The organism is Nocardia sp. NBC_01503 (assembly GCF_036327755.1).
In the GTDB taxonomy this organism is placed as follows: domain Bacteria; phylum Actinomycetota; class Actinomycetes; order Mycobacteriales; family Mycobacteriaceae; genus Nocardia.
Window position 1 is genome coordinate 8,143,293 of the sequence record NZ_CP109596.1, and the last position, 23,753, is coordinate 8,167,045.

The 23,753-nt window shown below is 67.7% G+C and carries 21 protein-coding genes; 10 read left to right on the forward strand and 11 right to left on the reverse strand.

What is annotated here, in order from left to right; genetic code table 11:
• Nucleotides 1-55: 55 nt before the first annotated feature.
• The 6 genes from OHB26_RS37700 to OHB26_RS37725 form a co-directional block, all read right to left on the reverse strand.
• Nucleotides 56-1,990: a peptidoglycan D,D-transpeptidase FtsI family protein gene (locus OHB26_RS37700; RefSeq protein WP_442942810.1), complete on the reverse strand. Its 1,935-nt coding sequence runs from the start codon at nt 1,988-1,990 to the stop codon at nt 56-58.
• Nucleotides 1,987-2,652: a hypothetical protein gene (locus OHB26_RS37705; RefSeq protein WP_330182009.1), complete on the reverse strand. Its 666-nt coding sequence runs from the start codon at nt 2,650-2,652 to the stop codon at nt 1,987-1,989. Before OHB26_RS37705 ends, OHB26_RS37700 begins: the two co-directional genes overlap by 4 nt.
• 91 nt (nt 2,653-2,743) lie before the next feature.
• The gene (gene rsmH, locus OHB26_RS37710) at nt 2,744-3,745 is read right to left on the reverse strand and encodes a 16S rRNA (cytosine(1402)-N(4))-methyltransferase RsmH (RefSeq protein WP_442943068.1); all 1,002 of its coding nucleotides are present in this window, start codon (nt 3,743-3,745) and stop codon (nt 2,744-2,746) included.
• Between the two features lie 172 nt (nt 3,746-3,917).
• On the reverse strand, nt 3,918-4,349 hold the full coding sequence (gene mraZ / locus OHB26_RS37715; RefSeq protein WP_067565033.1) for a division/cell wall cluster transcriptional repressor MraZ: 432 nt from the start codon (nt 4,347-4,349) through the stop codon (nt 3,918-3,920).
• 436 nt (nt 4,350-4,785) lie between these two features.
• Entirely contained in the window at nt 4,786-5,211 is a 426-nt protein-coding gene (locus tag OHB26_RS37720) for a DUF3040 domain-containing protein (RefSeq protein WP_067565036.1), read from the reverse strand.
• A 125-nt stretch (nt 5,212-5,336) separates the two neighbouring features.
• Nucleotides 5,337-5,777, reverse strand: coding sequence for an SAV_6107 family HEPN domain-containing protein (locus OHB26_RS37725; RefSeq protein ID WP_330182011.1), 441 nt, complete (start codon nt 5,775-5,777; stop codon nt 5,337-5,339).
• 217 nt (nt 5,778-5,994) lie between these two features.
• On the opposite strand from OHB26_RS37725, the gene OHB26_RS37730 reads away from it, so the two are divergent.
• The 5 genes from OHB26_RS37730 (at nt 5,995) to OHB26_RS37750 (ending at nt 11,247) form a co-directional block, all read left to right on the forward strand.
• Complete coding sequence (locus tag OHB26_RS37730; RefSeq protein WP_330182012.1) at nt 5,995-6,606, forward strand: GNAT family N-acetyltransferase; 612 nt, start codon at nt 5,995-5,997, stop codon at nt 6,604-6,606.
• The gene (locus OHB26_RS37735) at nt 6,603-8,171 is read left to right on the forward strand and encodes a phytoene desaturase family protein (RefSeq protein WP_330182013.1); all 1,569 of its coding nucleotides are present in this window, start codon (nt 6,603-6,605) and stop codon (nt 8,169-8,171) included. Before OHB26_RS37730 ends, OHB26_RS37735 begins: the two co-directional genes overlap by 4 nt.
• A gap of 209 nt (nt 8,172-8,380) precedes the next feature.
• Entirely contained in the window at nt 8,381-9,121 is a 741-nt protein-coding gene (locus OHB26_RS37740; protein ID WP_330185907.1) for a carotenoid biosynthesis protein, read from the forward strand.
• Between the two features lie 87 nt (nt 9,122-9,208).
• Nucleotides 9,209-9,898, forward strand: coding sequence for an LppM family (lipo)protein (locus OHB26_RS37745; RefSeq protein WP_330185908.1), 690 nt, complete (start codon nt 9,209-9,211; stop codon nt 9,896-9,898).
• Between the two features lie 68 nt (nt 9,899-9,966).
• Nucleotides 9,967-11,247 (forward strand): glycosyltransferase, encoded by a 1,281-nt coding sequence (locus OHB26_RS37750; protein ID WP_330182014.1) that lies wholly within the window; start codon nt 9,967-9,969, stop codon nt 11,245-11,247.
• A 126-nt stretch (nt 11,248-11,373) separates the two neighbouring features.
• Here OHB26_RS37750 and OHB26_RS37755 read toward each other — a convergent pair whose 3' ends face one another.
• Nucleotides 11,374-12,246: a hypothetical protein gene (locus OHB26_RS37755; RefSeq protein ID WP_330182015.1), complete on the reverse strand. Its 873-nt coding sequence runs from the start codon at nt 12,244-12,246 to the stop codon at nt 11,374-11,376.
• An 89-nt stretch (nt 12,247-12,335) separates the two neighbouring features.
• Nucleotides 12,336-13,220 carry a methylenetetrahydrofolate reductase gene (locus OHB26_RS37760; RefSeq protein WP_442942811.1) on the reverse strand — a complete coding sequence of 295 codons (885 nt, stop codon included), beginning with the start codon at nt 13,218-13,220 and terminating at the stop codon, nt 12,336-12,338.
• A 493-nt stretch (nt 13,221-13,713) separates the two neighbouring features.
• Here OHB26_RS37760 and OHB26_RS37765 point away from each other — a divergent pair, with 493 nt between their 5' ends.
• The 4 genes from OHB26_RS37765 (at nt 13,714) to OHB26_RS37780 (ending at nt 19,080) form a co-directional block, all read left to right on the forward strand.
• Nucleotides 13,714-14,823 carry a polyprenyl synthetase family protein gene (locus OHB26_RS37765; RefSeq protein WP_442943069.1) on the forward strand — a complete coding sequence of 370 codons (1,110 nt, stop codon included), beginning with the start codon at nt 13,714-13,716 and terminating at the stop codon, nt 14,821-14,823.
• Between the two features lie 61 nt (nt 14,824-14,884).
• Nucleotides 14,885-16,498 (forward strand): phytoene desaturase family protein, encoded by a 1,614-nt coding sequence (crtI, locus tag OHB26_RS37770; RefSeq protein ID WP_330182017.1) that lies wholly within the window; start codon nt 14,885-14,887, stop codon nt 16,496-16,498.
• Between the two features lie 150 nt (nt 16,499-16,648).
• Nucleotides 16,649-18,172, forward strand: a complete 1,524-nt coding sequence (locus tag OHB26_RS37775) for an alpha-(1->6)-mannopyranosyltransferase A (RefSeq protein WP_442943070.1) — start codon at nt 16,649-16,651, stop codon at nt 18,170-18,172.
• Nucleotides 18,169-19,080 (forward strand): phytoene/squalene synthase family protein, encoded by a 912-nt coding sequence (locus OHB26_RS37780; protein ID WP_330182019.1) that lies wholly within the window; start codon nt 18,169-18,171, stop codon nt 19,078-19,080. Before OHB26_RS37775 ends, OHB26_RS37780 begins: the two co-directional genes overlap by 4 nt.
• On the opposite strand, the gene OHB26_RS37785 is transcribed toward OHB26_RS37780, so the two are convergent.
• Complete coding sequence (locus tag OHB26_RS37785; protein WP_330182020.1) at nt 19,081-19,383, reverse strand: hypothetical protein; 303 nt, start codon at nt 19,381-19,383, stop codon at nt 19,081-19,083.
• A gap of 245 nt (nt 19,384-19,628) precedes the next feature.
• Nucleotides 19,629-19,997, reverse strand: coding sequence for an Rv2175c family DNA-binding protein (locus OHB26_RS37790; RefSeq protein ID WP_330182021.1), 369 nt, complete (start codon nt 19,995-19,997; stop codon nt 19,629-19,631).
• A gap of 119 nt (nt 19,998-20,116) precedes the next feature.
• On the opposite strand from OHB26_RS37790, the gene pknB reads away from it, so the two are divergent.
• Nucleotides 20,117-22,111 (forward strand): Stk1 family PASTA domain-containing Ser/Thr kinase, encoded by a 1,995-nt coding sequence (gene pknB, locus OHB26_RS37795; protein ID WP_330182022.1) that lies wholly within the window; start codon nt 20,117-20,119, stop codon nt 22,109-22,111.
• A gap of 80 nt (nt 22,112-22,191) precedes the next feature.
• On the opposite strand, the gene OHB26_RS37800 is transcribed toward pknB, so the two are convergent.
• Complete coding sequence (locus OHB26_RS37800) at nt 22,192-23,580, reverse strand: class II 3-deoxy-7-phosphoheptulonate synthase (protein WP_330182023.1); 1,389 nt, start codon at nt 23,578-23,580, stop codon at nt 22,192-22,194.
• Nucleotides 23,581-23,753 lie beyond the last annotated feature (173 nt).

Below are 23,753 nucleotides of genomic sequence, written 5' to 3' on the forward strand. Positions count from 1 at the left end.
ACCCGCCCGGGTACGAACCCGGTGCGGTGCGGCTCACGTCCATCGCCTACCTGCTCTAACTCGCCTGCAGAATCAGCGGTTTGGCCGGTGGCGACGGTGGCACCCGATCCCGCTGCAAGGCCCAGGAGGCGATGCTGTGGAACAGCGGCGCGGCCGAACCGCCACCGCTGCCGTCGGAGCTGCGCACGGGCGCGTCGAGCATCATGCCGATCACATAGCGCGGATTGTCGGCCGGGGCCATACCCGCGAAGGTGATCCAGTAACGGTCGGTCGAATAGCAGCGGCACTTCTGATCGATCTGCTGTGCGGTACCGGTCTTACCCGCCACCTGATAGCCCTCGATGGCGGCCGGGGTACCCGTACCGGACTGGATACCGCGCGGATCCTTCTGCACGATCGCCTGGAACATCTGCCGCAGCGTCTGCGCGGTCTGCGGACTGACCACCTTGACCGGATCGGGCTGGGTCTCCTCGGTGCGGGTGCCGTCCGGGGCGACCTTGGCCTTCACGATGCGCGGCGGAATCCGCACGCCGTCATTGGCGATAGCCTGGTACATGGCCGTCATCTGCAGGGTGGTCATCGAAAGACCCTGGCCGATAGGGAGATTGGCGAAGGTGGAGCCGGACCACTGATCGCGCGGGGGCAGTACGCCCGCACTCTCACCGGGCAGGCCGACACCGGTGCGCTGCCCCAGGCCGAACTTCTTGAGCATGTCGAAGTAGCGGTCCTCGCCGACCCGCTGCGCCAGCATGAGCGTGCCCACATTGGAGGACTTACCGAAGATGCCGGTGGTGGTGTACGGCGCGACACCGTGCTCCCAGGCATCGTGCACGGTGACCCCGCCCAGGCTGATGGCGCCCGGAACCTCGTGCACCTCATCGGGAGTGGTGAGGCCGTACTCGATGGCGGCGGCCGCGGTGACGATCTTGTTCACCGACCCGGGCTCGTACACCTCCTGTACCGAGGGATTGCCCAGATCCGATTGCGACCAGTACTGCGGGTCCAGTTTGGGATTGAAGGTGTTGTCGTTCGCCATGGCCAGCACCTGACCGGTATGCGCGTCCAGCACCACCGCCGAGGCGGCCTGCGCACCCGAGACATCCTTGGCCTGCTGTACCTGCTGCTGCACGTAGTACTGCAGATCCTGATCCAGGGTGAGTTCGACGCTGTAGCCGTTCACCGCGGGTACCCGATCGCGCCAGCTGCCCGGGATCACCGCACCGTCCGAACCGCGGTCGTAGGTCATGGAACCGTCCGAGCCGGACAGGATCGAGTCCATCGCCGACTCCAGGCCGATCTGCCCGTGCCCGTCCCAGCCCGTCGCGCCGATCACATTGGCGGCCAGCGATCCACCGGGATGCTCGCGCATATCCTGGCGATCGGCCCCGACCTCCGGGAACTGCAGACTGATATCGGCCGCGACCTGCGAATCCACATTGTGCGCCAGATAGGCGAACGCGTCATCGCTGCGCAGCTTCTCGAGCAGATCCTTCTCCGGCGCGGCATTGCCGAGCTTTTCGTGAATGTACTTGGCAATGGCCTGCAATCGGTCGTCGACCGCGGGCGCGGAGGGGTTCTTCTCATGCGCGTCGGCGAGCTGTTTGCGCACCTTCACCGGCTGGAAGGTCAGCGCCTTCGCCGCGATGGTGAAGGCCAGCGGATTGCCATAGCGATCGGTGATCGATCCGCGCAGGGCGGCATCTGGCAATTTCACGGTGCGCTGACTCGCCGCCTGCGCGGAAAGCATGGGCGCGGAGAAGCTTTGAATCCACAGCAGTTGGCCCGCGGTCACCAGCAGGGCGACCAGCATGAGCACCCGGCCCACACCGAATCGGAAGCGCGTCGGGCCGTCCATACCCGGTGCCGGACGCGGTCTGGCACTGCGCCCGGGTCCGGAACCCGCACGGCCGGAGCCGGTTCGGCTGCGCGCGGCAGCCGCCCGTCCCCGGCCGGAATCACGGCCACCGCGCATCGCGCGGGACGAACTCATCGAGGCGTTCCATTCGGCGCGGCCTGCAGCGCCGGGGACTGCGGCGCCGGATTCGGCGCGGTAGCCGGATTCGGCGCGGTGGTCGGCGGATTCGGCGTCGTGGTCACCGGCACCACTCGCTCACCCTGCGCCGGGGCCGGCCGCGACGGCTTCGCGGACGGGAGCGGCGGGGTGGTGTTCAACGGCAGCGCCGGCGAACCCTGCGCGGCCTTCGGTTCACCGATCACGATCACCTGCCCGTCCGGGCCCACCACCAGGCGGGCCGGATCCTTGGCCGGGATCATGCCCAATTCCGATGCGCGCTGGGCCAATTCGGGCGCGGAGTCGGCCGCCTCCACCTCACGCTGCAGCGCCGCGCGCTGATCGGTGAGCTGCTCGTTCAACCGCCGGGCATCGCCGAGGTGGTAACTGTCCTCGGTGGCGCGCGTGGTGAGCAGCAGTGTCAGCGCCAGACCGCAGCCGAGCAGCGCGATAATGGTGGCCACGAACGACATGCGGCCGCGCGGGGCGTCACCACCCATGCGCCGCAGCACCGGCGGCAGTTCGGTGCGCTCACGACTGCGCCGCCGCGCGTAGGCGCGTTGTGCCGCACCCGATTTCACCCGCTCGGCATCCTCTACCCGACGGGCCGCGCGCCCCTTCGCCGGTGTCTTGATGGTCATAGGGCGGCCCCGTTCCACGCCGGGCGAGCGTGCCACCTCCGGTTCCGATACGCCTTGACAGGGCCTACTCGCCGATTTCGCGCCCGACCACTCATTGCGCAACCTCCCCTGCGATCCGCTCCGCCGCCCGCATGCGCACCGGAGCCGCACGCGGATTGTCTTCGATCTCCTGCTCGGTGGCCTTCTCCGCACCCCGGGTCAGAATCTTGAATTCCGGTCCCATACCGGGCAATTCGACCGGCAGATCCAGTGGGGTGCGCGAGGCCGACCGTTTGGCCAGCTCCTGCTTCACCACTCGATCCTCGAGGGACTGGTAGCTCATGAATACGATCCGCCCGCCGGGCGCGAGCGCGTCCAGCGCCGCCGGAACCGCGGCCTCGAGAGATTCCAGCTCACGGTTCACCTCGACCCGCAGCGCCTGGAAGGTGCGCTTGGCCGGATGCCCGCCGGTGCGCCGCGCCGCCGCCGGAATGGTGGCGTACAGCACCTCCACCAGCTGCGCGCTGGTGGTGAACGGGGTTTTCTGTCTGCGCCGCAAGACTTCCGAGGCGATCTTGCCCGCGAAGCGTTCCTCCCCGTAGACCTTCAGCACCCGGGCCAGATCACCGTGACTGTAGGTATTGAGCACATCGGCCGCGGTCGGGCCGGTGCTGGAGTCCATCCGCATATCCAGGGGTGCGTCGATGGAGTAGGCGAAACCACGATCGGCCTCATCCAACTGCATGGAGGAGACGCCGAGATCCATCAGAATCGCGCGCACCGACCCGGTACGCGGCAGCCCGGCCTCCTCGAGGGCGTCGGCGATGCCGTCATATCTGGTGTGCACCAGGGTGATTCGGTCCTGATAGGGGCGTAGTCGCTCCCCCGCCAACTTCAACGCCTCGGTATCGCGATCGAGCCCGACCAGGCGGATATTGGGGTAGGTACGCAGGAAATGCTCGGCATGACCACCGAGACCGAGTGTGCAATCCACATAGACGGCGCCGTCGAGACCCAAAGCGGGCCCGAGGATTTCGTCTGCGCGATCGAGGAGAACCGGGACATGGCGGGGGCCGTCACTGCCTGGGTGCACCTTCGACCTCCCGGACCTCACATTTCGTCGCACGGCCCCATGACAGGTCGCTTGCGATTCGGACTTCACTGAATGATTCAGTGTCGGTGGCCAATGCCCCAGGGTCTCTGACCGAAGCGCGGCACCTGGCGTTGGGGAAGTACGTCAGGGTCCGCGTCGGGCAGAGGCCGCAGGGCACTCGCCTCGCTGTGGGCTAGAAGATTCCGCCCAGCGACTCGTCTCTGGCCTGCGAGTAATCCTCCTCATGCTCGGCGAGGTAGCTCTCCCACGCCGTCTTGTCCCAAATTTCGAGGAAGTCGACCGAGCCGATCACCACGCAATCCTTCGAGAGATTCGCGTAGCGGCGGTGCTCAGCCGACAACATGATGCGTCCCTGTGCGTCCGGACGCTGTTCATCCGAGGAGGCAGCCAGGTTTCGAACGAACGCGCGGGCCTGCGGATTGCTTCGGGACGCGGCCGCGGCCCGCCGCGCGAGCGCGGTGAACTCGTCCTTCGGATATACGGCAAGGCTGTGGTCCTGACCCTTCGTGACCATCAACCCTCCCGCCAGCTCGTCCCGAAACTTCGCAGGCAACGTGAGTCGCCCTTTGTCGTCCAGTCGAGGGGTATAGGTACCGAGGAACAAGTCCCGACACCTCCTACCGGATCACCCTCTCGACTGTTCGGCCTCCTGTAGTGCGCGCTCCACATTACCCCACTTTCCCCCACTTTCAATCGAAAGCGGCGGTGATCTCAGTCCCCGCTTGGCGAACTTTGCAGGTCACACCAGCTATCACCGGGGTGGGGAACTTTCCCCGCAGTTCCCCCGACACGCACGGCACGCGCCGGGCAGGACCCGACAACAATCAGCAAACACGCAGATAGCGCGCATTTCCGGCGCGGGTGGGTGGGGGTGGGGGAACCCCGTGGGGAGGGGTGGGGAATGCCGGGCACACCTCGACACGCCGCCGAAAACACACGAGAAACGCCGTGGCGCCACACCTCAAATCGGTGTGGCGCCACGGCGTGTCGCGCTAGTTTCAGTTAGCCGAGCAGACGCCCCCTATATAAGGAGCGGTGACTCAGTTGTCCTGTTCGAACCGGCGGCGGAACCGGTCTTCCATACGAGATGAGAACCCGCCTGACTTCTTCGGCCGACCCTGGCCGCCGCCAGGACCGTTACCCGACGAGGGATGACCGTCGCCGCCGCGGCCACCCTGGGACTTCATCCCAGGGCCACCGGTCAGCAACAGCACTCCCGCGCCGAACATGACGATGAATCCGATCAGACTGATGATCGGGAAGTCGCCCAGCTTCACGGGCGCGGCAATGCCTGCCACGAGCAGGAACAGACCAAGGACGAACAGAGCCGCCGACTGAAGTCTGCGCCGGCCGGTGGCGGAACGTAACCGTCCACCCCGAACCGTCGAGGCGAACTTGGGGTCCTCAGCATAGAGCGCGCTCTCGATTTGTTCGAGCATGCGCTGCTCGTGCTCGGAGAGTGGCACGGTACCTCCCCCGGCACTAGGTGGTGGCGGTCGCCTCCGGGTAAGCGACTAACGGCCGGCGTTGGCGGCTGTCTGCCACCAATAATACGAGTTCGATCAGGTACCTACCACCTACTCGCCGATAGTCATGCCAGCATTCCGGCAACCCACCCCGTACTGGGACGTAATCGTGATGCCGCTGCCAGCAGATCTTCGACGTCATGGAGGAATGCGCCTACCCGCGAAGAGAACTCGTCGGCACGCCGATCATCGATCGGACGGGGCAGTCCGGCCTCCAGCGCGGCCCGGGTTTCGGACTGGGCGCTGAAGTAATCCGCCCACATCACGAATTCCGGTGCGGCGGCCTGCATCATGACCCAGGCATTGCGGGAACGCGCCCGAGGTGCGCGGTCCGCGCCGGTGAGAGCCAGCACCGCGCCCGCTCCGCGCAGCGCCGCCAGGTAGGCCGTTCGGAAACGCTCGGCCGGATCCTGCTCCCCCGCGGCCTGGATCAGCAGGCCGTCGGCGCGTCGTAGTAGTTCGCCCGCGCGCCCAGGATGGGCCGGACGTGCATTTGCACCGGACATCGGGTACCTCCCCACTCGCATACCCCGATTCGCCGGGACCCCCTCGGGGCGAGAACGGCCTCCAGAAAGATCGAACAGGTATTCGAAGGTTTCAATTGAGTCTGACTCTAAAGACACCCACCGACAAGTTCCGGTGCTCGACCACGCGGTAACGCGCGGCGAGAACGGCGCTATCGTCGGACCAACCGTCCGCGCCAACGAGAGCTGCGCCTGCCCGATGACCGCCGTCACCCCGAACACCACGCCCGCACCCGTCGTCGTCGACCTGTCGGCGGCCACCATGCGCGTCCGGCTGCACGACGCCCTCTCGGTCTACGTCGCGGCCATGGACTATCCGCGCGGTACCGAACACCAGCGCGCACCCATGTGGACCGAGCACACCACCAGACCCGGCTGGCAAGCCGTCGCCGCGGTACTACCCGATGACAACGGCCGCCTGGACCTGCGCACGGCGCCCATCGTGGCCATCGCGTACGGGTACCACGGCGCACCGCACCAGTGGTGGCATCAGCAGGTGTACAGCGGTATGCGCCGCACCGGATGGCCGGAACACGCTGCGCGCGAACTACTCTCGGACTACTTCGAACTCACCGAACTGCATGTGCACCCGGCCGCCCAGGGCCGCGGCATCGGCGAGATATTGCTCACCCGCCTGCTGCAGAACCGCCCGGAACGTATGGTCCTGCTCTCCACGCCCGAGGTCGACGCCGAGGCCAACCGCGCCTGGAAGCTCTACCGCCGCCAGGAATTCGGCGATGTGGTGCGGCATTTCATCTTCTCCGGCGACACCCGCAAGTTCGCGGTCCTCGGGCGACGGCTGCCACTGTGAGCGTGGCGATCATCGGGTCCGGCCACAATGCGCTGGTCGCGGCGTGTTATTTGGCGCGAGACGGGCATGACGTCGAGGTGCTCGAGCGCGATACCGTGCTGGGCGGGGCGGTGTCGACCGTGGAGCGATTCCCGGGGCATCAGGTGGATCGCGGGTCGTCGGCGCACATCATGATCCGGCATACCGGGATCATCGAGGAGCTCGAGCTGGAGCGGTTCGGGCTGCGGTATATCGACTGTGATCCATGGGCTTTCGCGCCCGCACCGCCGGGGTCCGAGCTCGCGCCGATCGTGTTCCATCGCGATGTCGAGGCCACCTGTGCGTCCATCGCCGCGGCCTGTGGGGCACGCGATGCCGCCGCGTATCGGCAATTCGTACGGGTGTGGGGGCCGCGGACCGCTCGGGTCATGCGGTCGTTCTCCGGGGCTCCTACGCCGGGGCGACTATTGAAGTCGTTCTGGGGGCTTGACGCCAAGGGGGGTGGAAGTGCGCTGTCGCGGGAGTTTCTGCAGAGCGGAGACGCGCTGCTGGACAGTTATTTCGACGATGAACGGCTGAAGGCGGCGCTGGCCTGGTGGGGTGCGCAGTCGGGGCCGCCGATGTCCGAGCCCGGATCCGCCCCGATGGTCGGGTTCGCGGCGCTCATGCATACGCTGCCGCCGGGTCGCGCGGTCGGCGGTAGCGGGGCGCTGAGTGCGGCACTGGTGGCGCGCTTGCGGGCCGACGGCGGGGTGATCAGCCCCGGAGACGCCGCGATTTCGCTCACACCGGCGGGGAAGGGCTGGCGGGTCGAGACCGCGAACGGGCGAAACCTGTACGCGGACACCGTGATCGCGGGATCACACATTCTCACCACGCTGAATCTGCTGGAGCGGGGCGGGTTCGACGCGGCCACGCTCGCGGACTGGCGGCGGCGGATTCGGGTCGGGCCGGGCATCGGAATGGTCGTGCGCGCGGCCACGACCGCGCTGCCGGAGTATCCGGGCGCGAAGAGCGGTGAATCCGCGCACGGACTACAACTGCTCGCGACCGATCGCCGCCAATTGCGGCGCGCGCACGGTGCGGCGCTCGCGGGTGATCTGCCGCCGCGACCCGTCGTGCTGGCCATGAGTTTCAGCGCCCTGGACCCGACCATCGCCCCGCCGGGTGAACATCAGCTTTCGCTGTGGGCGCAATGGCATCCCTACGAGCTCGCCGACGGCAGCTCCTGGAGTGAGCACGCCGAACGTGAAGGCGACCGCATCATCGCCGAAGTGGAAGCGCACGCACCGGGATTCACCGACACCGTGCACGACCGCTTCGTCCAGACCCCTGTCGATCTCGAGCGTGAGATGGGGCTGCTCGGCGGCAATGTCATGCACGTCGAGATGGCCCTCGACCAGATGTTCCTGTGGCGGCCGCTCCCCGAACTCTCGCACCACCGCGTACCCGGTGCGCCCGGGCTGTACCTCACCGGCGCGTCCACGCACCCCGGCGGCGGAGTCTCCGGCGCCAGCGGTCGCAGCGTCGCGCGAATAGTCCAGCGCGACCTCCGGCCCTCCCGGCTCCGCCTCCCCCGCCGATGAGCGGCGACCCAGCGGCGACAAGCATTGGCGCGGATCCGACCGGGGAATCCACATCGGCCGCGCCGCATCGGAATTCGATTGCGGCGGGCCGAGAACGCGGCCGACTGACGGGGCGAGTTCACGACTTCGATTGGAATCGGGTCCTTGTGAGCGGGTCGTGGAATCGTGTGGTCGTCGCCGCGGCGGTGCCCGCGGTACTGCTCGTGCTGATGCAGATCGCCTATCCGCTGGCACACGGGGTGGGACGGGATCGCGTGACCGTGGCGGTGGTGGCGTTGTCGGCTACGACGGCGCTGGTGCATGCGGGTCTGACCCGTGGGGTGCGGTGGGCCGCGGGATTATCGGTGATCATTTCGGGGATCGGGTTGCTGGCCGAGGTGGTGGGGACGGCGAGCGGGGTGCCGTTCGGGGCTTATGAGTACGCCAGTGGGCGGTTGGGGCCCGAGGTGGCGGGGGTGCCGCTGGTGGTGCCGCTGGCCTGGACCGGGGGGATCTATCCGGTGTGGGTTGTCGCGGGACTGTTGAGCTCTCGTGCTGGGGTGCGGATTTCGCTCACCGCGCTGGGGGCCGTGGGGTGGGATCTGTTCCTGGATCCGCAGATGGTGGCGGACGGGCAATGGCGATGGACCTCCGGCGCGCCGGGGCTACCGGGGCTCGGGGAGATTCCGTACACGAACTATCCGGGGTGGCTGGCGGTGGCGCTGGTGATGGGCGGAATGCTGGAGTGGTGGGATCGGACCGCCGTCGACACTCGGCGGGCGCGGGTGGTGCCGGTGGCCGTATTCCTGTGGACCTGGTTGGGGTCGACGCTGGCGCACGCGGTGTTCCTGGGGTTGCCGGTCTCCGCGATATACGGGTTCATCGGGCTCGGAGTGCTCGGTATTCCGCTGGTTCGGGGGCTCATGGCCCGTCGAATCACACTGCGCCCCCTGGGCCATGGCACGATGTGACCCGTGCCGAGTCCGATCACCTCCACAGCCGACGACACGCTCGAATCCACGACGCCGGAGCCGGACCCCCGGCGACCCCGCCGATGGATGCGGATTACGGCCGTCATGCTGTTCGCGGCATTGGCCGTCATGCTCACCGGATGCCTGCGCGTACAGGTCTCCATGGGCGTCTCCTCCAATGACCGGGTCTCGGGGCGCATTGTCGCCGCCGCGGTCCCGCAGAACGACAAGGACAAAGGGCCGCAACTGAAAGCGCCGGACGCGCTCTCGGGCAAGGTGCGCGTCGACTCGTACACGCAGGACGGGTACGTCGGCAGCCAGGTCTACTTCGACGATCTCACCTTCGGTGAGGTGCAGCAGCTCGGCTCGCTCTCGGATCAGACGCAGGGCATGTTCACGTTGCAGTTCAACCGGGTCGGCGATCTGGTCACGCTCACCGGGCGCGTCGATTTGAAGAGCCTGCCGCCGCACGGCTCCGATGTGCAGTTCACCGTGGCCTTTCCGGCGCGCGTGGCCACCACCAACGGCACCCGCGAGGGTGATTCGGTGGTGACGTGGAAGCTGCCCGCGGGCGATGTGAGCACGCTGCGCGCCGAAGTCGGGTATTCCGACCCGAATACGCGATCCTTCGCCGGCTGGGCCGGAATCGTCGGCGGAATCACCCTGGCGGTGGCCGTCGTGGTCGCGGTATTGGCGTACATGACCAGGAATCCGGATCCGCCGAAGTACGTGCGCGCCGCACGCTGGATCAAGCGCGACCGCGAAACGCGAGTGTGAGGCCACGCCCCGACGGGGAATTCACCTCGACTGCCGGGAGATTCGCGCTGCGGGCGGGAGAATTCACGGTGCGGGCCGGGGCCGTGATCGCGGCGGCCGGGGCCACCACCGCCCTGGCCAACCGGATCACCATGCGGCAGTTGCGGGATCAGCGCGTGGGGGTGACCGAAGCGGTCACCGTCTGCGTCCCCGCCCGCGACGAAGCCGATCGACTTCCGGAGCTGATCGCGGATCTGCGTGCGCAGCAAGGGGTTCCACGGCTGCGCGTGCTGATTCTGGACGACGACTCCGGTGATGGCACCTACCGTGCCGCACTCGACTCGGTGGGCGGCGACAGCCGATTCACGGTGCTGCGCAATGACATCCCGCCAACCCTCGGCTGGACCGGTAAGAACGCGGCCTGCGCACGACTCGCGGAGTTCGCCGACACCGACTCCGGGGTACTCATCTTCCTGGACGCCGATGTGCGGCTGACCCCGGGCGCCTTGGCGGCCGCGATCCGCGAATTACGGCGCGCGGGAGCCGGTTTGGTGTGCCCATGGCCCGCCCAACGAGCCGAATCTATTGCCGAGCGCCTGGTGCAACCGCTGCTCTGCTGGTCCTGGGCCTCCACACTGCCTGTGGCATTGGGCAATTCAACCCTGTCGCCCGCCATGGCGGTGGCATGCGGGCAATTCCTGGTCTTCGATGCCGCCGCCTACCGCGCGATCGGCGGACACGCCTCGGTCGCGGACCGCATCACCGAGGATCTGGCCATCGCACGCGAGCTGCGCCGCGCCGGACAACGGACAACGCTGGTCGCGGGCGGGCAGCTCACCTCGACCCGGATGTACCGCAGCGCAAGGGAACTCGACGAGGGCTACCGGAAATGGTTGTGGACCGCCTACGGCGGCGTCGCGGGCAGCGCGGCCGTCGGCGGAGTCACAACACTCGCCTACCTGCTGCCGCCGCTGGTCGCAGCGGTGGGCCACAGACGGGTCCGCAGGATGGGGCTACTGGGCTACGCCGCCGCCGTAACCGGAAGGCTGCTGGCGCGTTCGACCGAGAATGGCGGCCGGGTTCACCGAAGTCCACTGGAGGACTACAGGTGTGGACCCCGGCCAAAAGCGCGCCGGGATGACGACGGGGGACGTCCGTCCGAGAATGATGGAAGGGCGCGCTCACCTCGCGCCGTTCCGGGTGCGCACCTGATCGGGGATATCGGCGGACTGACCGGGGCTGATGTCCTTGCGGCCCTGGCGCATCCGGTTTCGGTGGCGGTTTATCTGGGTCTCTCGATGCGCTCACACCGGGCGTCCCGGAACCGGACGCTGACCTGGAAAGGCCGGGGGCTCAGCGATATTCGGTGATCGCCGTGATGGCACCGGAGTAATGCGCACCGCCGAGAGGACGACAGGGCAGTCCCGCGCCGTATGGCCCGGAGCAGCCCGCCGCCGCGGGAAATGCATAGGGCTCAGCGGCATTCGGTGATCGCATTATGGGACCAGGGTGATTCCGATGGTCGGGAGGAAGAAGCAGGGGTGGCCCGCGTTGTTGACCACGCCGAACATGGTGGCCAGTACGGTGCCTGAGCCGGTGTCGACGGGGACCGCGCGGACGCCGCCTACCGGGAGGGCACTGAGGAAGAAGTCGTGGACGGCCTGTTCGACCACGGGGCGGAGTTCGGCGGGGACCTGGGGCGGGATCATGCCGTTCAGGACGTGGGCGATCGAGCCCATGGGGGCGAAGCCGCTCTTGCCGGAGGTGAGGTTGAGCCAGACCACCTGCATACCGGAGGTGTCCGCGCCGTCGGGGCTGATGCCGTAGGGGACGAAAGCGAACATGGTCTGACCGGACTTCACGGCCGAAAGGTCAAGGCCCGGAATGGATACCGCGTACTTGGGCCACGGTCCGGGCATGGCGCCCGCGATGGCGGGGGCCAGGCCCAGGGTGGTGCCGCCGAGGCAGAAGGGCGCCGCGGTCGGGTAGAGGAACGGCTGTACGCCCAATTGCTCCAGCCCGTCCAGGGTTTGGCCGTAGGCGGCGAACCAGTCCGAGGGGGCGGCGGTGTGGGTGGCGCGCGCGATGGCGCTCACGGCCGAGGCGGTATCGGCGGGGCTCACGCCATTCGCCATGGCGGCGGCCGCGCCGCGCGCCAGCGCGACGCTGATGCCCTCCCCCGCCGCGCCGTTCGCGGTGGCACCGGGTCCATTCGCCGGGGCGGCACCGACTCCGTTCGGGGTTGCCGAGCCGTTCGCCACCGCACCGTTGGTGGGGGCCGTTGGCGGCTCGGCGGTTGCCGGACCGGCGAGCAGGGCGCAGGCCGTGACCGCGCTTGCGAGTCGGACTAGGTGATGCAGGACGGGCATGGTTGCTCCTCAACATCGCGGTCGAGGTCGCACATTACTCGGCTGACCAGCACAATTCCGACATTTCACCCGGCATGCCGGGCGGGTAATCAGGCGGGCGCAGGGGCGGGTGACACGGTGTAGCCGAGGTTCGCCAGAACTTCGCCGGTGGCCTTGGCGAAGTTCAGGGTGATGAAGTGCAGGCAGGGGACGCCCTCGTCGATGAGGGTCTGCGCCATTTCGGTGGCGAGCTCGATACCGGCGGCACGGACGGCGGCGCGGTTCTCCTCGGGACCATCGCCCGCGGCTGTGCGCAGGCGTTCGAGGACCTTGGCGGGGAGTTCGCGGCCGGAGAGTTCGACGGCGCGCTCCACCGTGCGCAGCGAGGTGATCGGCATGAGCTCGGGAATGATCGGCTTATCGCCCTCGGCCGGATCCAGTTTGGCGACCCGGTCGCGCAGACGCAGGTAGTGCTCCGGATCGAAGAACATCTGGGTGATCGAATACTCCGCGCCCGCACGGAGTTTCGCGATCAGATGCGCGGTGTCCTGATCCAGATCGGTGGAGCGCGGATGTCCCTGCGGGAAGGAGGCGACACCCACGTGGAAGTCGCCGAGATCGCGCACCATGCGGACCAATTCCTCGGCGTACTCGACACCCTCGGGATGTTTGACCCAGTCCCCCAGCGGATCACCGGGCGGATCGCCGCGCAGCACCAGCAGATTCCGGATACCCGAATCCGCGTACGCGCCGACGATCGAACGCAGTTCGGCGACACTGTGATCCACCGCGGTCAGATGCGCGACCGTCAACAGGGTGGTCTCGCGCGCCAGCTGACCGGTGACCCGAATGGTGCGATCGCGGGTCGAGCCGCCCGCACCGTAGGTCATGGAGACGAAGGCCGGATGCAGCCGTTCGAATTCGCGCGCCGCCCGCCACAGCCGCGCCTCACCGGCCGCGTCGCGCGGCGGATTGAACTCGACAGAGAACGGCACCGACCCGTCCGGGCGCGGCCCGAGCTGTTGGATGACCGAGCGAGTTCCGGACCCTTGCGGTGTGCGGGAAACTCGGCCAGGGGTCGAATATCCCCGTACATTGTCGAAACTCACCGGCCCAGTTTAAGGGCAATCGCGGGACCACTTCCCCGGACCCAACCCGATACGCTGCGAAGACGCGGTAATTCCCGCACCGGAGCGGACAATACGACCAGCGCACAGCGGTCGGATCCCGCCATGTGAGATCACAACCGCATGCCACGCCCCGCGCTGTGGCATCGGACATATCTCCCGGCGTGACGACTTATCTCGCAACGTCGGGACAGCTCCCCGGAGACCCCCGAAACCGGTTCCTGCCAGAGGTAACCACGGGTGCGTGACCGGCGGGTCGCCGCGGCGACCCGCCGAAATCGCGGGGAGGCGGGACAGTACAGTTCTCGGCGAACCTCGCGCGCGACCACTGCGGGTCGCGGCCCCACCTCAGGAGGATCCACTGTCCGCCGGACCCGGTACCCCGACACGTCAGCCGGTCGGCGCGGGATCGCTCGTCGCCGCCGTGGAGCAGCGCCTCGCGAAATTCTTCGTGACACGGCGCGAGATTCTGGAGCCGCTCGGTCCGGTCGTGGCCGATACGGCGCGCGCACTCGAGGCTTTCGTACTGCGCGGCGGTAAGCGCACCCGCCCCGCCTTCGCCTGGACCGGTTGGCTCGGGGCCGGAAAGAGCGCCGAAGATCCGCAGGCCGATGCCGTGCTGACCGCTTGTGCCGCACTGGAATTGGTGCAGGCCGCCGCGCTCATCCACGATGACATCATCGACTCCTCGCGCACCCGGCGCGGATTCCCCACCGTGCACGTGGATTACGAGACCCGGCATCGGGACGGGCGGTGGGCGGGCGATCCGGCGCACTACGGGGCGAGCATCGCGATACTCATCGGCGATCTGGCACTGGCCTGGGCCGATGACATGACCCGCGGCGCCGGACTGGACGCCGGACAGGAGCGGCGATTCGCACCGGTGTGGTCGGCCATGCGGACCGAAGTGCTCAGCGGGCAGATCCTCGATATCCACGGCGAGGCCGGTGGTGACGAATCCGTCGAGGCCGCACTGCTGATCAACCGGTTCAAGACCGCCGCCTACACCATCGAACGACCCCTGCATCTGGGTGCGGTGCTGGCGGACGCGGATGACGAATTGATCGCCGCCTATAGGGAATTCGGCACCGATATCGGTATCGCCTTCCAGCTGCGCGACGATCTGCTCGGCGTCTTCGGCGATCCCGCCGTGACCGGCAAACCCTCCGGCGACGACCTGCGCGAGGGTAAGCGGACCGTACTCATCGCCGAGGCGCTCAGCCGCGCCGACGTCACCGCCCCGGCCGCCGCGGCCCTGCTGCGCAGCAGTCTCGGCACCGATGTCACCCCGGAGCAGGTCGCCGAATTGCGGGGCATACTCACCGATCTCGGTGCGGTGGACGCGGTCGAGGCGCGCATCACCGATCTCACCGATCGCGCGCTCACCGCCCTGGACGCCAGCACCGCGACCGCCGATGCCAAGCGCCAGCTGCGTGCCATGGCGCTGGCGGCCACGGCGCGCGCGTACTGACGACTCGAACCCGCCCCCGGGCGCGGCCGCCCGCCGCCGATCGCACAGCAAGGGAACTGGCATGAAAACTGTTGTGGGACCGACCGATCGGATCATCGTGGTGGGCGCGGGCCTGTCCGGGCTGGCGGCGGCGCTGCATCTGGTTGGTGCGGGGCGGCAGGTGACGGTGCTGGAGCGGGCCGATCATCCCGGCGGACGGGTCGGGCTGTACCGCGGGGCCGATTACGAGATCGACTCCGGGGCAACGATTCTCACCGTGCCGAACTTGATCGACGAGGCATTGGCCGCCGTAGGGCAGACGCGCGAATCGATCGGCCTGCGGATCATCGATCTGGCCCCGGCCTATCGGGCCCGGTTCGCCGATGGCACGAGTGTCGGGGTGTACTCCGATCCGGACGAGATGACCGCCGAGGTCACCCGGGTGCGCGATGCCGCTGCGGGACAACGCTATCGGCGACTGCGCGGCTGGTTGCAGGGCGTGTACGAATCCGAGTTCGGGCACTTCATGGACACCAATTTCGACTCGCCCCTGGATATGGTGCGGTATCCGCAGAAGCGTTCCGCACTGTTGAAACTGGTGCGGCTGGGTGCGTTCGGACGACTCGGGCATCGGGTCCGCAAGCTCATGGGTGACGATCAACTCGCCCGGCTCTTCAGCTTCCAAGCCCTGTTCGCGGGTACGGCCCCGAATCAGGCGCTCGCGGTCTACGGCGCGATTCCATATATGGACACCTGCCTCGGCGTCTCGTACCCGCGGGGCGGCATGCGCGCGATCGCCGATGCCCTCGCGCGCGCCTTCACCGCGGCGGGCGGCATCCTCGAACTGAACACCGAGGCCACCGGCGTCGACTACACCGGTCGCCGCGCCACCGCCGTCCGCACCGCCGACGGCCGCACCCTGCCCTGCGACGCCCTGGTCCTGACCGCCGATATCGGCTCGCTGACAACCTTCGGCCTGCGCCGCCGGCGCGGTCTGCGCGCCTCCCCCTCGGCGGTCGTCGCGCACGGCACCATCCCCGCACATATCGCCGCGCAATGGCCGATTCAGGCGCATCACACCATCGACTTCGGCCGGGAGTGGGATCGCACCTTCACCGAGATCGCGGCGCGAAAAGGCCACGGCAAACTCATGAGCGACCCGTCGCTACTGCTCACCCGCCCCGCGCTCACCGACCCCGATCTGTACATCGATCGCGCCGAACAGCGCATAGACGCCGCAGGGCACCCGCGCGACTCCACCCGCTACGAACCGCTGTCGCTACTGGCCCCCTGCCCCAACCTCGATGCCGCGCCACTGGATTGGGCCCACCTGACCCCCCACTATCTGCGCGAACTCCTGCAAACCCTGGAAACGCGCGGCTATCAGGGCATTTCGGAGCACTTCCGGATCGATATCGTGGACACCCCGCGGACCTGGAAGGACAGCGGCATGCTGGCGGGCACCCCCTTCTCCGCCGCGCACCTGTTCCGCCAGACCGGACCCTTCCGCACCCGGAATCTGGTGCCCGGCCGCGACAATGTGGTTCTCGCGGGTTCGGGCACGGTTCCCGGCGTCGGCGTGCCCACCGTTCTGCTCTCCGGCAAACTCGCCGCGACCCGCATCACAGGTGACCTCCGACATGCCCGGGCCGGAACCTCCCCTGCCCGGGCGGTAGCACAGGCGCACAAGCACTAGACTGACCGGCGTCCAGAATCCAACCGCGGCCGCCGCCGCTGACCTTTCCGGGGGGAACGACCACCGATGCCGACCCCCGATATGGACGTCACCATCACCACCCTCGACCCGAAGCCCCTGGTAACCGCCGACTCCGAGTCGCATCGCTGGATGCGCAACTGGGCGGATTTCGCCCGCAGCCCGGAGGGTAAGGCCGCACTGCTGGGCTGCTTCGGCGCACTCATGATCACCTTCGGAGGCTTCGGAGCGGGCAGTGTGCGCCGCAGCGATCCGCTCCTGGAGGCCGCGCATCTGTCGTGGTTGCGCTTCGGACACGGGTACGCGCTGTCGACGGTGTTCGTCTGGATCGGCGTACTGGCCATGATCACCGCATGGGTGCGGCTCGGTCGAGCAACCCTGGGCACCGTCCCCGGCGCCACCGTGACGCTGAACGAACTGCGCGCCATCGTCGGAATCTGGATCTTCCCACTGCTGTTCGCGGTGCCGATGTTCTCCCGCGACGCCTACTCGTATCTGGCACAGGGTGCGCTGCTGCGCGACGGATTCAACCCGTACCAGGTCGGACCGGTGGTGAATCCCGGTGTGCTGCTGGACAATGTGAGCCCGGTCTGGACCACCACCACCGCACCGTACGGTCCGATCTTCCTGCTGCTGGCACGCGGGATCACCTCCATCACCGGTGACAATGTGGTGGCGGGGACGATCGCGCTGCGCCTGGTCATGCTGCCCGGCCTCGCCCTGATGATGTGGGCGGTACCGCATCTCACCAAACACCTCGGCGGCCGCCCGACCACCGCACTGTGGCTGGCGGTGCTCAATCCGCTGGTGTTGATCCACCTCATCGGCGGCGTGCACAACGAGATGCTCATGGTCGGATTGATGGCCGCGGGTATCGCGCTGGTGCTCGAACATCATCATGTGGCCGGAATCGTGGTCGTGGCCATCGGTGTCGGAGTGAAGGCGACCGCGGGTATCGCACTGCCGTTCCTGGTGTGGATCTGGATGGTGCACGAACGCGAACGCCGCGCCGCGCAGGGCGAGGGCGAATTGCCACATCCCGCTTTGATGTTCGCCAAGATCGCCGGACTCGGCGTCGCGGTATTCGGGGTGGTCTTCGCGGCCGCCTCGGCGCTCGCCGATGTCGGCATCGGCTGGCTGACGGCGCTGTCCGGATCGAAGAAGATCATCAACTGGCTGTCGCTGCCGACCATCATGGCGCATATGACCACCTGGGTGACCCCGCTGCGGATGGAGTCCGTGCTGTCGGTGACCCGGACGCTGTGTGCGGTCGCGCTGGTCGCGATTCTGGTGTGGGCGTGGTGGCGCTTCCGGCATACCGAGAAGGAAGCCGTCTTCGGTATCACCGTGGCATTCGTGGCGATCGTCATCCTCTCGCCCGCCGCACTGCCCTGGTACTACTCGTGGCCGCTGGCCCTGGCCGCCGGATTCGCATTGTCCACCACCACATTGCAGGTGCTGGTCGGCTTGTGTACGTGGCTCATGCTGGTATTCCAGCCGGATGGGTCCATCGGTCTGTACAGCTTCTGGCATGTCGCGCTGGCGACCTTCGCGGCCGTGGTCGCGGCGGTCTCACTGCGCACCGTCGACCCGCTCAAGCTCAGCGCGCATACGCATCATCCGGCGACAGTGAATCCGCCGCCCACCCCGGCATGAGTTCGGTGGAACTCGAACTCGCCTATCGGGATTGCCGCCGGATCGCCGCCGAACACGGGCGCACCTACTTCCTGGCGACCCGACTGCTGGAGCCCGAGCGAAGACCCGCCGTACACGCGCTGTACGCGTTCGCGCGCATGGTGGACGACATTGTCGACGACACCGCGGCGGCGATACGGGTCCAGGACTCCGCAGCGCGCTTGGATCGGATCGAGAACGACCTGCGCGGGCGGCTGGCGCACGCACCCGGCGCACCCGGTGACGACCGGGTACTGCTCGCGGTCACCGATACGATCCTGCGGTACTCCATTGCGCCCGAACACTTCTGGGTATTCCTGGACTCCATGCGCATGGACATTCCGGGCAGCCCGCAATACCGCGACCGCTACCCCACCATGGCTGCCCTGCGCGATTACATGCGCGGCTCCGCCGCCGCCATCGGCCTGCAAATGCTGCCCATCCTGGGCACCGTGGTCCCCCTCGCCGAGGCCGAACCCGCTGCCGCCGCGCTCGGCGAAGCCTTCCAGCTCACCAATTTCCTGCGCGATATCGCCGAAGATCTCGACCGCGGCCGCGTCTACCTGCCCGCCGACGAACTCGCGGCCTTCGGCGTGGACGACGATCTGCTGCAGCACTGCCGCGACACCGGCCGCACCGACCCCCGCGTCCGCCGCGCCCTGGCCCACCTGATCGCGGTCAACCGCGGCATCTACCGCAGCGCCACCCCCGGTATCGACCTGCTCACCCCCCGGGTACGCCCCGCCATCCGCACCGCCGCCACGCTCTACGGCGCCATCCTCGACGAGATCGAACGCACCGACTACGCCGTCTTCACCCGCCGAGCCACGGTCCCCCGGCATCGCCGACTCCGCGTCGCCGCAAAGGAATTCGCCGCCGACCTGCGCTAACTACGAAGACGATCCGCCGCTGGGCGGACGGAGCGTGCATGCGTCCGGAAACTGGGGCGGGCAAGGCTTCTGCAGGCTGCCGGTGGGCAGGTTGAAGAGCATCGTCAGCAGGTCGATGGCCGCGCTTCCCGTATCGCTCGCATAAATGGATTGTGCGGCGCTCGGCTCGGCCGGTGCCGCTGCCTGCCAGGGAAGATTGTCCGCTGAAGCGGTAGCTGCGACTATCGACGAGCCGCCCACCACCGCTCCGGTCAGGGCCGTCACTATGACGGCGGTACGGAGGGCAGAAACAGAAGCACGCACGAGTGGAGTCCTTTGATCGGGCAGCAATTTCACCCGTCACGTTTTCAGACTCCGAACCCGGCCTGACAGACCAGGATTCCGCTGCCCCGACCGCTGGGGCCAGGACTCGCGGCTGCGTCCTCATCGACCAGGAGCTGGCAGCGCGATCGACCCGCGGCACAGCGCCATGGATTCCTGGTGATCGCGCGTCCAATGCGGACCGCGGATCCCGGCCACAAGCACGCCGGGATGACGAGGGGCGCGGATCAGAACGGGTCGGCGGCCGCGCGGCGGATGACCTCGCGGGCCAGGTCCCCGTGCAGGGCGTCGATGGGACGGCCCGGGAGGGACTCGTCCTCGGTGTAGATCCACTCGAGGATTTCCTCATTGGTGTATTTGCCGTCGCGCATGACGGTGATCAGACCGGTGAGATGCTTCGCGATCTGGCCCGTGGAATCGAAGAACTCCTTCGGGACGGCGATAACACCGTCGCGGCGGACCGCGATCAGCTGATGTTCGCGCAGCATCTGGTGTACCCGGGTCACGGACATGCCGAGCAGCTCCGCCACATCGGGCAGGGGAAGCACGGTGACCGAATCCGGCAGGACATCATCGCTGTAGGGGATGGCACTCACGGGTACAACGGTAGTCTGTCGTGCCGCGTCCGCCGCATCACACCCCGACCCGACTACCATCGGGTCACAGTCGCGCAGGGCGACTTGGAAATCGGAAGGGTTGCAGTTTGATCGGCCAGATGCTGGAAGGGCGCTACCGCATCGACGCGCCGATCGCGCGCGGCGGTATGTCCACGGTGTTCCGGGGGGTGGACACCCGTTTGGACCGACCGGTCGCCATCAAGGTGATGGACCCCAAGTTCGCCAACGACCCACAATTCCTCACCCGCTTCGAACTGGAGGCCCGCGCGGTCGCCAAGCTCAAGCATCCCGGCCTGGTCGCGGTCTACGACCAGGGCGTGGACGGCGACCATCCGTTCCTGATCATGGAATTGGTCGAGGGCGGCACGCTGCGTGAGCTGCTGCGCGAACGCGGACCCATGCCACCGCACGCGGTGCGCGCGGTCGCCGAACCGGTGCTCGCGGCCATCGGCGTCGCCCACGCGGCCGGACTGGTGCACCGCGATATCAAACCCGAGAACGTCCTCATCTCCGACTCCGGCGAGGTCAAGATCGCCGACTTCGGACTGGTGCGCGCGGTCGCGGCGGCGAGTATCACCTCCGACAGCGTGATTCTGGGCACCGCGGCGTACCTCTCGCCCGAACAGGTCACCAGCGGTAGCGCCGACGCGCGCAGCGATGTGTACTCGGCGGGCATTCTCATCTTCGAAATGCTCACCGGGCGTACGCCGTTCACCGGTGACACCTCGATCTCCATCGCCCTGCAGCGCGTGGACAAGGATGTGCCGAGCCCGAGCCGGCTCATCTCCGGCGTCCCGCCCGAATTCGACGAATTGGTCGCGCACGCCACCGCGCGCGAACCCTCGCACCGATTCGGCGATGCCACCGAAATGGCGCGCGAGCTACGCCGGATTGCCCGGGAGTTGCAGTTACCGGACTACCGGGTGCCCGCGCCCGCCGAATCGGCCGAACATCTGAGCGCGCGCTACCGAGTCGACCCGGCACCCGCGGCCGCTCATCCGGCCCCGCGCACACCCGAGCCCGTACGACACGCGCCCTACGGGGCCGCCGACGTCACCACCCGCATTCCGGCCGACCCGCCGACCATGCAGGTGCCCCCGCATCAGCAGACGCGAGTCATGACCGCCGCCAGGGAGATTCCGCCGGAGTACGCCCCGCCGACCCGGCAGGACCCGCGCCAACCCGAGCGCGGACACCGCTCCGAACTCATCGAGGATCGCGGCAAATCCCGGCGGACCGTCATCATCTGGCTCAGCATCGTGGTCGCCCTGGCCATGCTCCTGGGAATCGGCGGCTGGTGGCTGGGGGTGGGCAGATACGCGGCCGTGCCCTCCATCGCCGGACTCGACACCCAGCGCGCCATCTCCACCCTGCAGGACGCGGGCTTCTCCACCGAGACCAGGCAGAAAGCCTCGGACATCATTCCGGTGGGCAATGTGGTCGGCACCGATCCGACGGCCGGAACCAAGGTCACCAAGGGTTCGACGGTCGCGGTACTGGTCTCCAGCGGTAAACCGAAGGTCCCCGATGTCACGCCCGGGCAGGATGTCAGCAGCGTGACCAAGGCGATCAAGGATGCGGGGCTGACACCGGTCGACTCGGGCGAGATCGGCAGTACGGCCCCGAAAGGCACACTCGCCAAGGTGGATCCGGGTCCCGGGACCGTACTCCCGACGGGCGGCAGCGTGAAGGTGTACCGCAGCAAGGGATCCGCGCCCATCAAGATGCCGGATCTGAGCGGTAAGACCGAGGACGAGGCCAAGGGCATTCTGCAGAAGGCCGGAATTACGGTGCGCGACACCAGGGCCCAGTACGACGCCAAGATCAAGGCGGGTCAGGTCATCGCCACCGATCCGGTCGCCGGGACCACGGTCGAGACCGGGGACGGGGTCACCCTCATCGTCAACAACGCGGTCGAGGTGCCCAGCGTGCTGGGCTCCAATGTCGCCGCGGCGCGTGCGAAGCTCGAAGCCCTCGGCCTCAAAGTGACTGTGCGCCAACTGGCCTCGAATGAGAGCTCGATCGTCATCTCGCAGAGCACGCTCGGCAATATCGAAGCCGGTTCCACCGTCACCCTGGTGGCGATTCCCTAGGGCCGTTCGAAAAGATGTGCGGCCCGATCCGATCAGGATCGGGCCGCATTCTTATTTCATTGTGCGCGTGAGCGATTCGCTCAGCGGAGCATCTCCGCCACCAGGAACGCCAGCTCCAGGGACTGCTGGGTGTTCAGCCGGGGATCGCAGGCCGTCTCGTACCGATCCACCAGATCCAGATCGGAGATGTCCTGTGCGCCACCGAGGCATTCGGTGACGTTCTCACCGGTCAGCTCGATATGCAGACCACCCGGATGGGTGCCGAGCGCGTGATGCACCTCGAAGAAGCCCTGTACCTCGTCGACGATGCGGTCGAAGTGGCGGGTCTTGTAGCCGTTCGAGGTCTCATGGGTATTGCCGTGCATGGGATCGCACTGCCAGATCACCTGGTGACCGGTGGCCTGCACCTTCTCGATGATCGCTGGCAGTACCTCGCGGACCTTCTGATTGCCCATACGAGCGACCAGGGTCAGGCGGCCGGGCTCATTGTTCGGATCGAGCCGCTCCACGTACTCCACGGCCATCTCCGGCGTGGTGGTGGGACCGATCTTCAGGCCGATCGGGTTGGCCAGCAGTTCGGCGAAGGCGATATGCGCGCCGTCGAGCTGACGGGTGCGCTCACCGATCCACAGGAAGTGCGCGGACAGATCGTAGAGCAGCGGTTCACCGGTGGTGGGGTGATGGCTCAGGCGCAGCATGGCGCGCTCGTAGTCCAGCACCAGCGCCTCGTGCGAGGCGTACAGACGGGCCGAGGACAGGTTCGGGTCGTTGACCCGGCAGGCCTTCATGAAGGCGAGCGCGCGATCGATCTCGGCGGCCAGGGCCTCGTAGCGGGCGCCGGCCGGGGACTGCGCGACGAACTCGCGGTTCCAGTCGTGCACCTTGTGCAGATCGGCCATACCGGCCGAGGTGAGCGCGCGCACCAGGTTCATCGCGGCCGAGGCATTGGCGTAGGCGCGCACCAGTCGCGACGGATCATGCGCGCGCACGGCCGGATCGGCGACGAGCGAATTGACCATGTCACCGCGGTAGGAGATCAGGCCGAGGGAGTCGGTATCGGAGGAGCGCGGCTTGGCGTACTGGCCGGCGATCCGCGCGACCTTCACCACCGGCAGGCTCGCACCGTAGGTGAGCACCACGGCCATCTGCAGCAGGGTGCGGATATTGCCGCGGATATGCGGTTCGGTGTTGTCCGCGAAGGTCTCCGCGCAGTCACCGCCCTGCATGAGGAAGGCCTCACCGCGCGCCACCTCGGCCAGGCGGAGCTTGAGCTCCTCCACCTCGGCGGGTACGCAGATGGGCGGCACCGACTCCAGTACGGTGCGCATCTTGGCGGCCTGCTCGGGGTCCCAGGAGGGCTGCTGTAGTGCGGTGCGAGCCAGCGCGTCATCGAGTCGGCGACGCAGCTCGGCGGGCAGCGGGGGAAGTTCCGGCAAGCGATCGATCGGTACGTCGACGGTCCAGTTCACTCGTTCAGAATACGGACCACGACAAACGGCGCGGACTACACCCAGGGCTGGAATACCCGACACCGTCCGAACCGATCCCGACGTGGGGCCTGCCGCCACCGTCGCGGGCCGGGAATTAGGCTGGAGGCCCGGAGGATCTGCCCGGATCGTCCCCATACCCTGCGTCGAAGGCG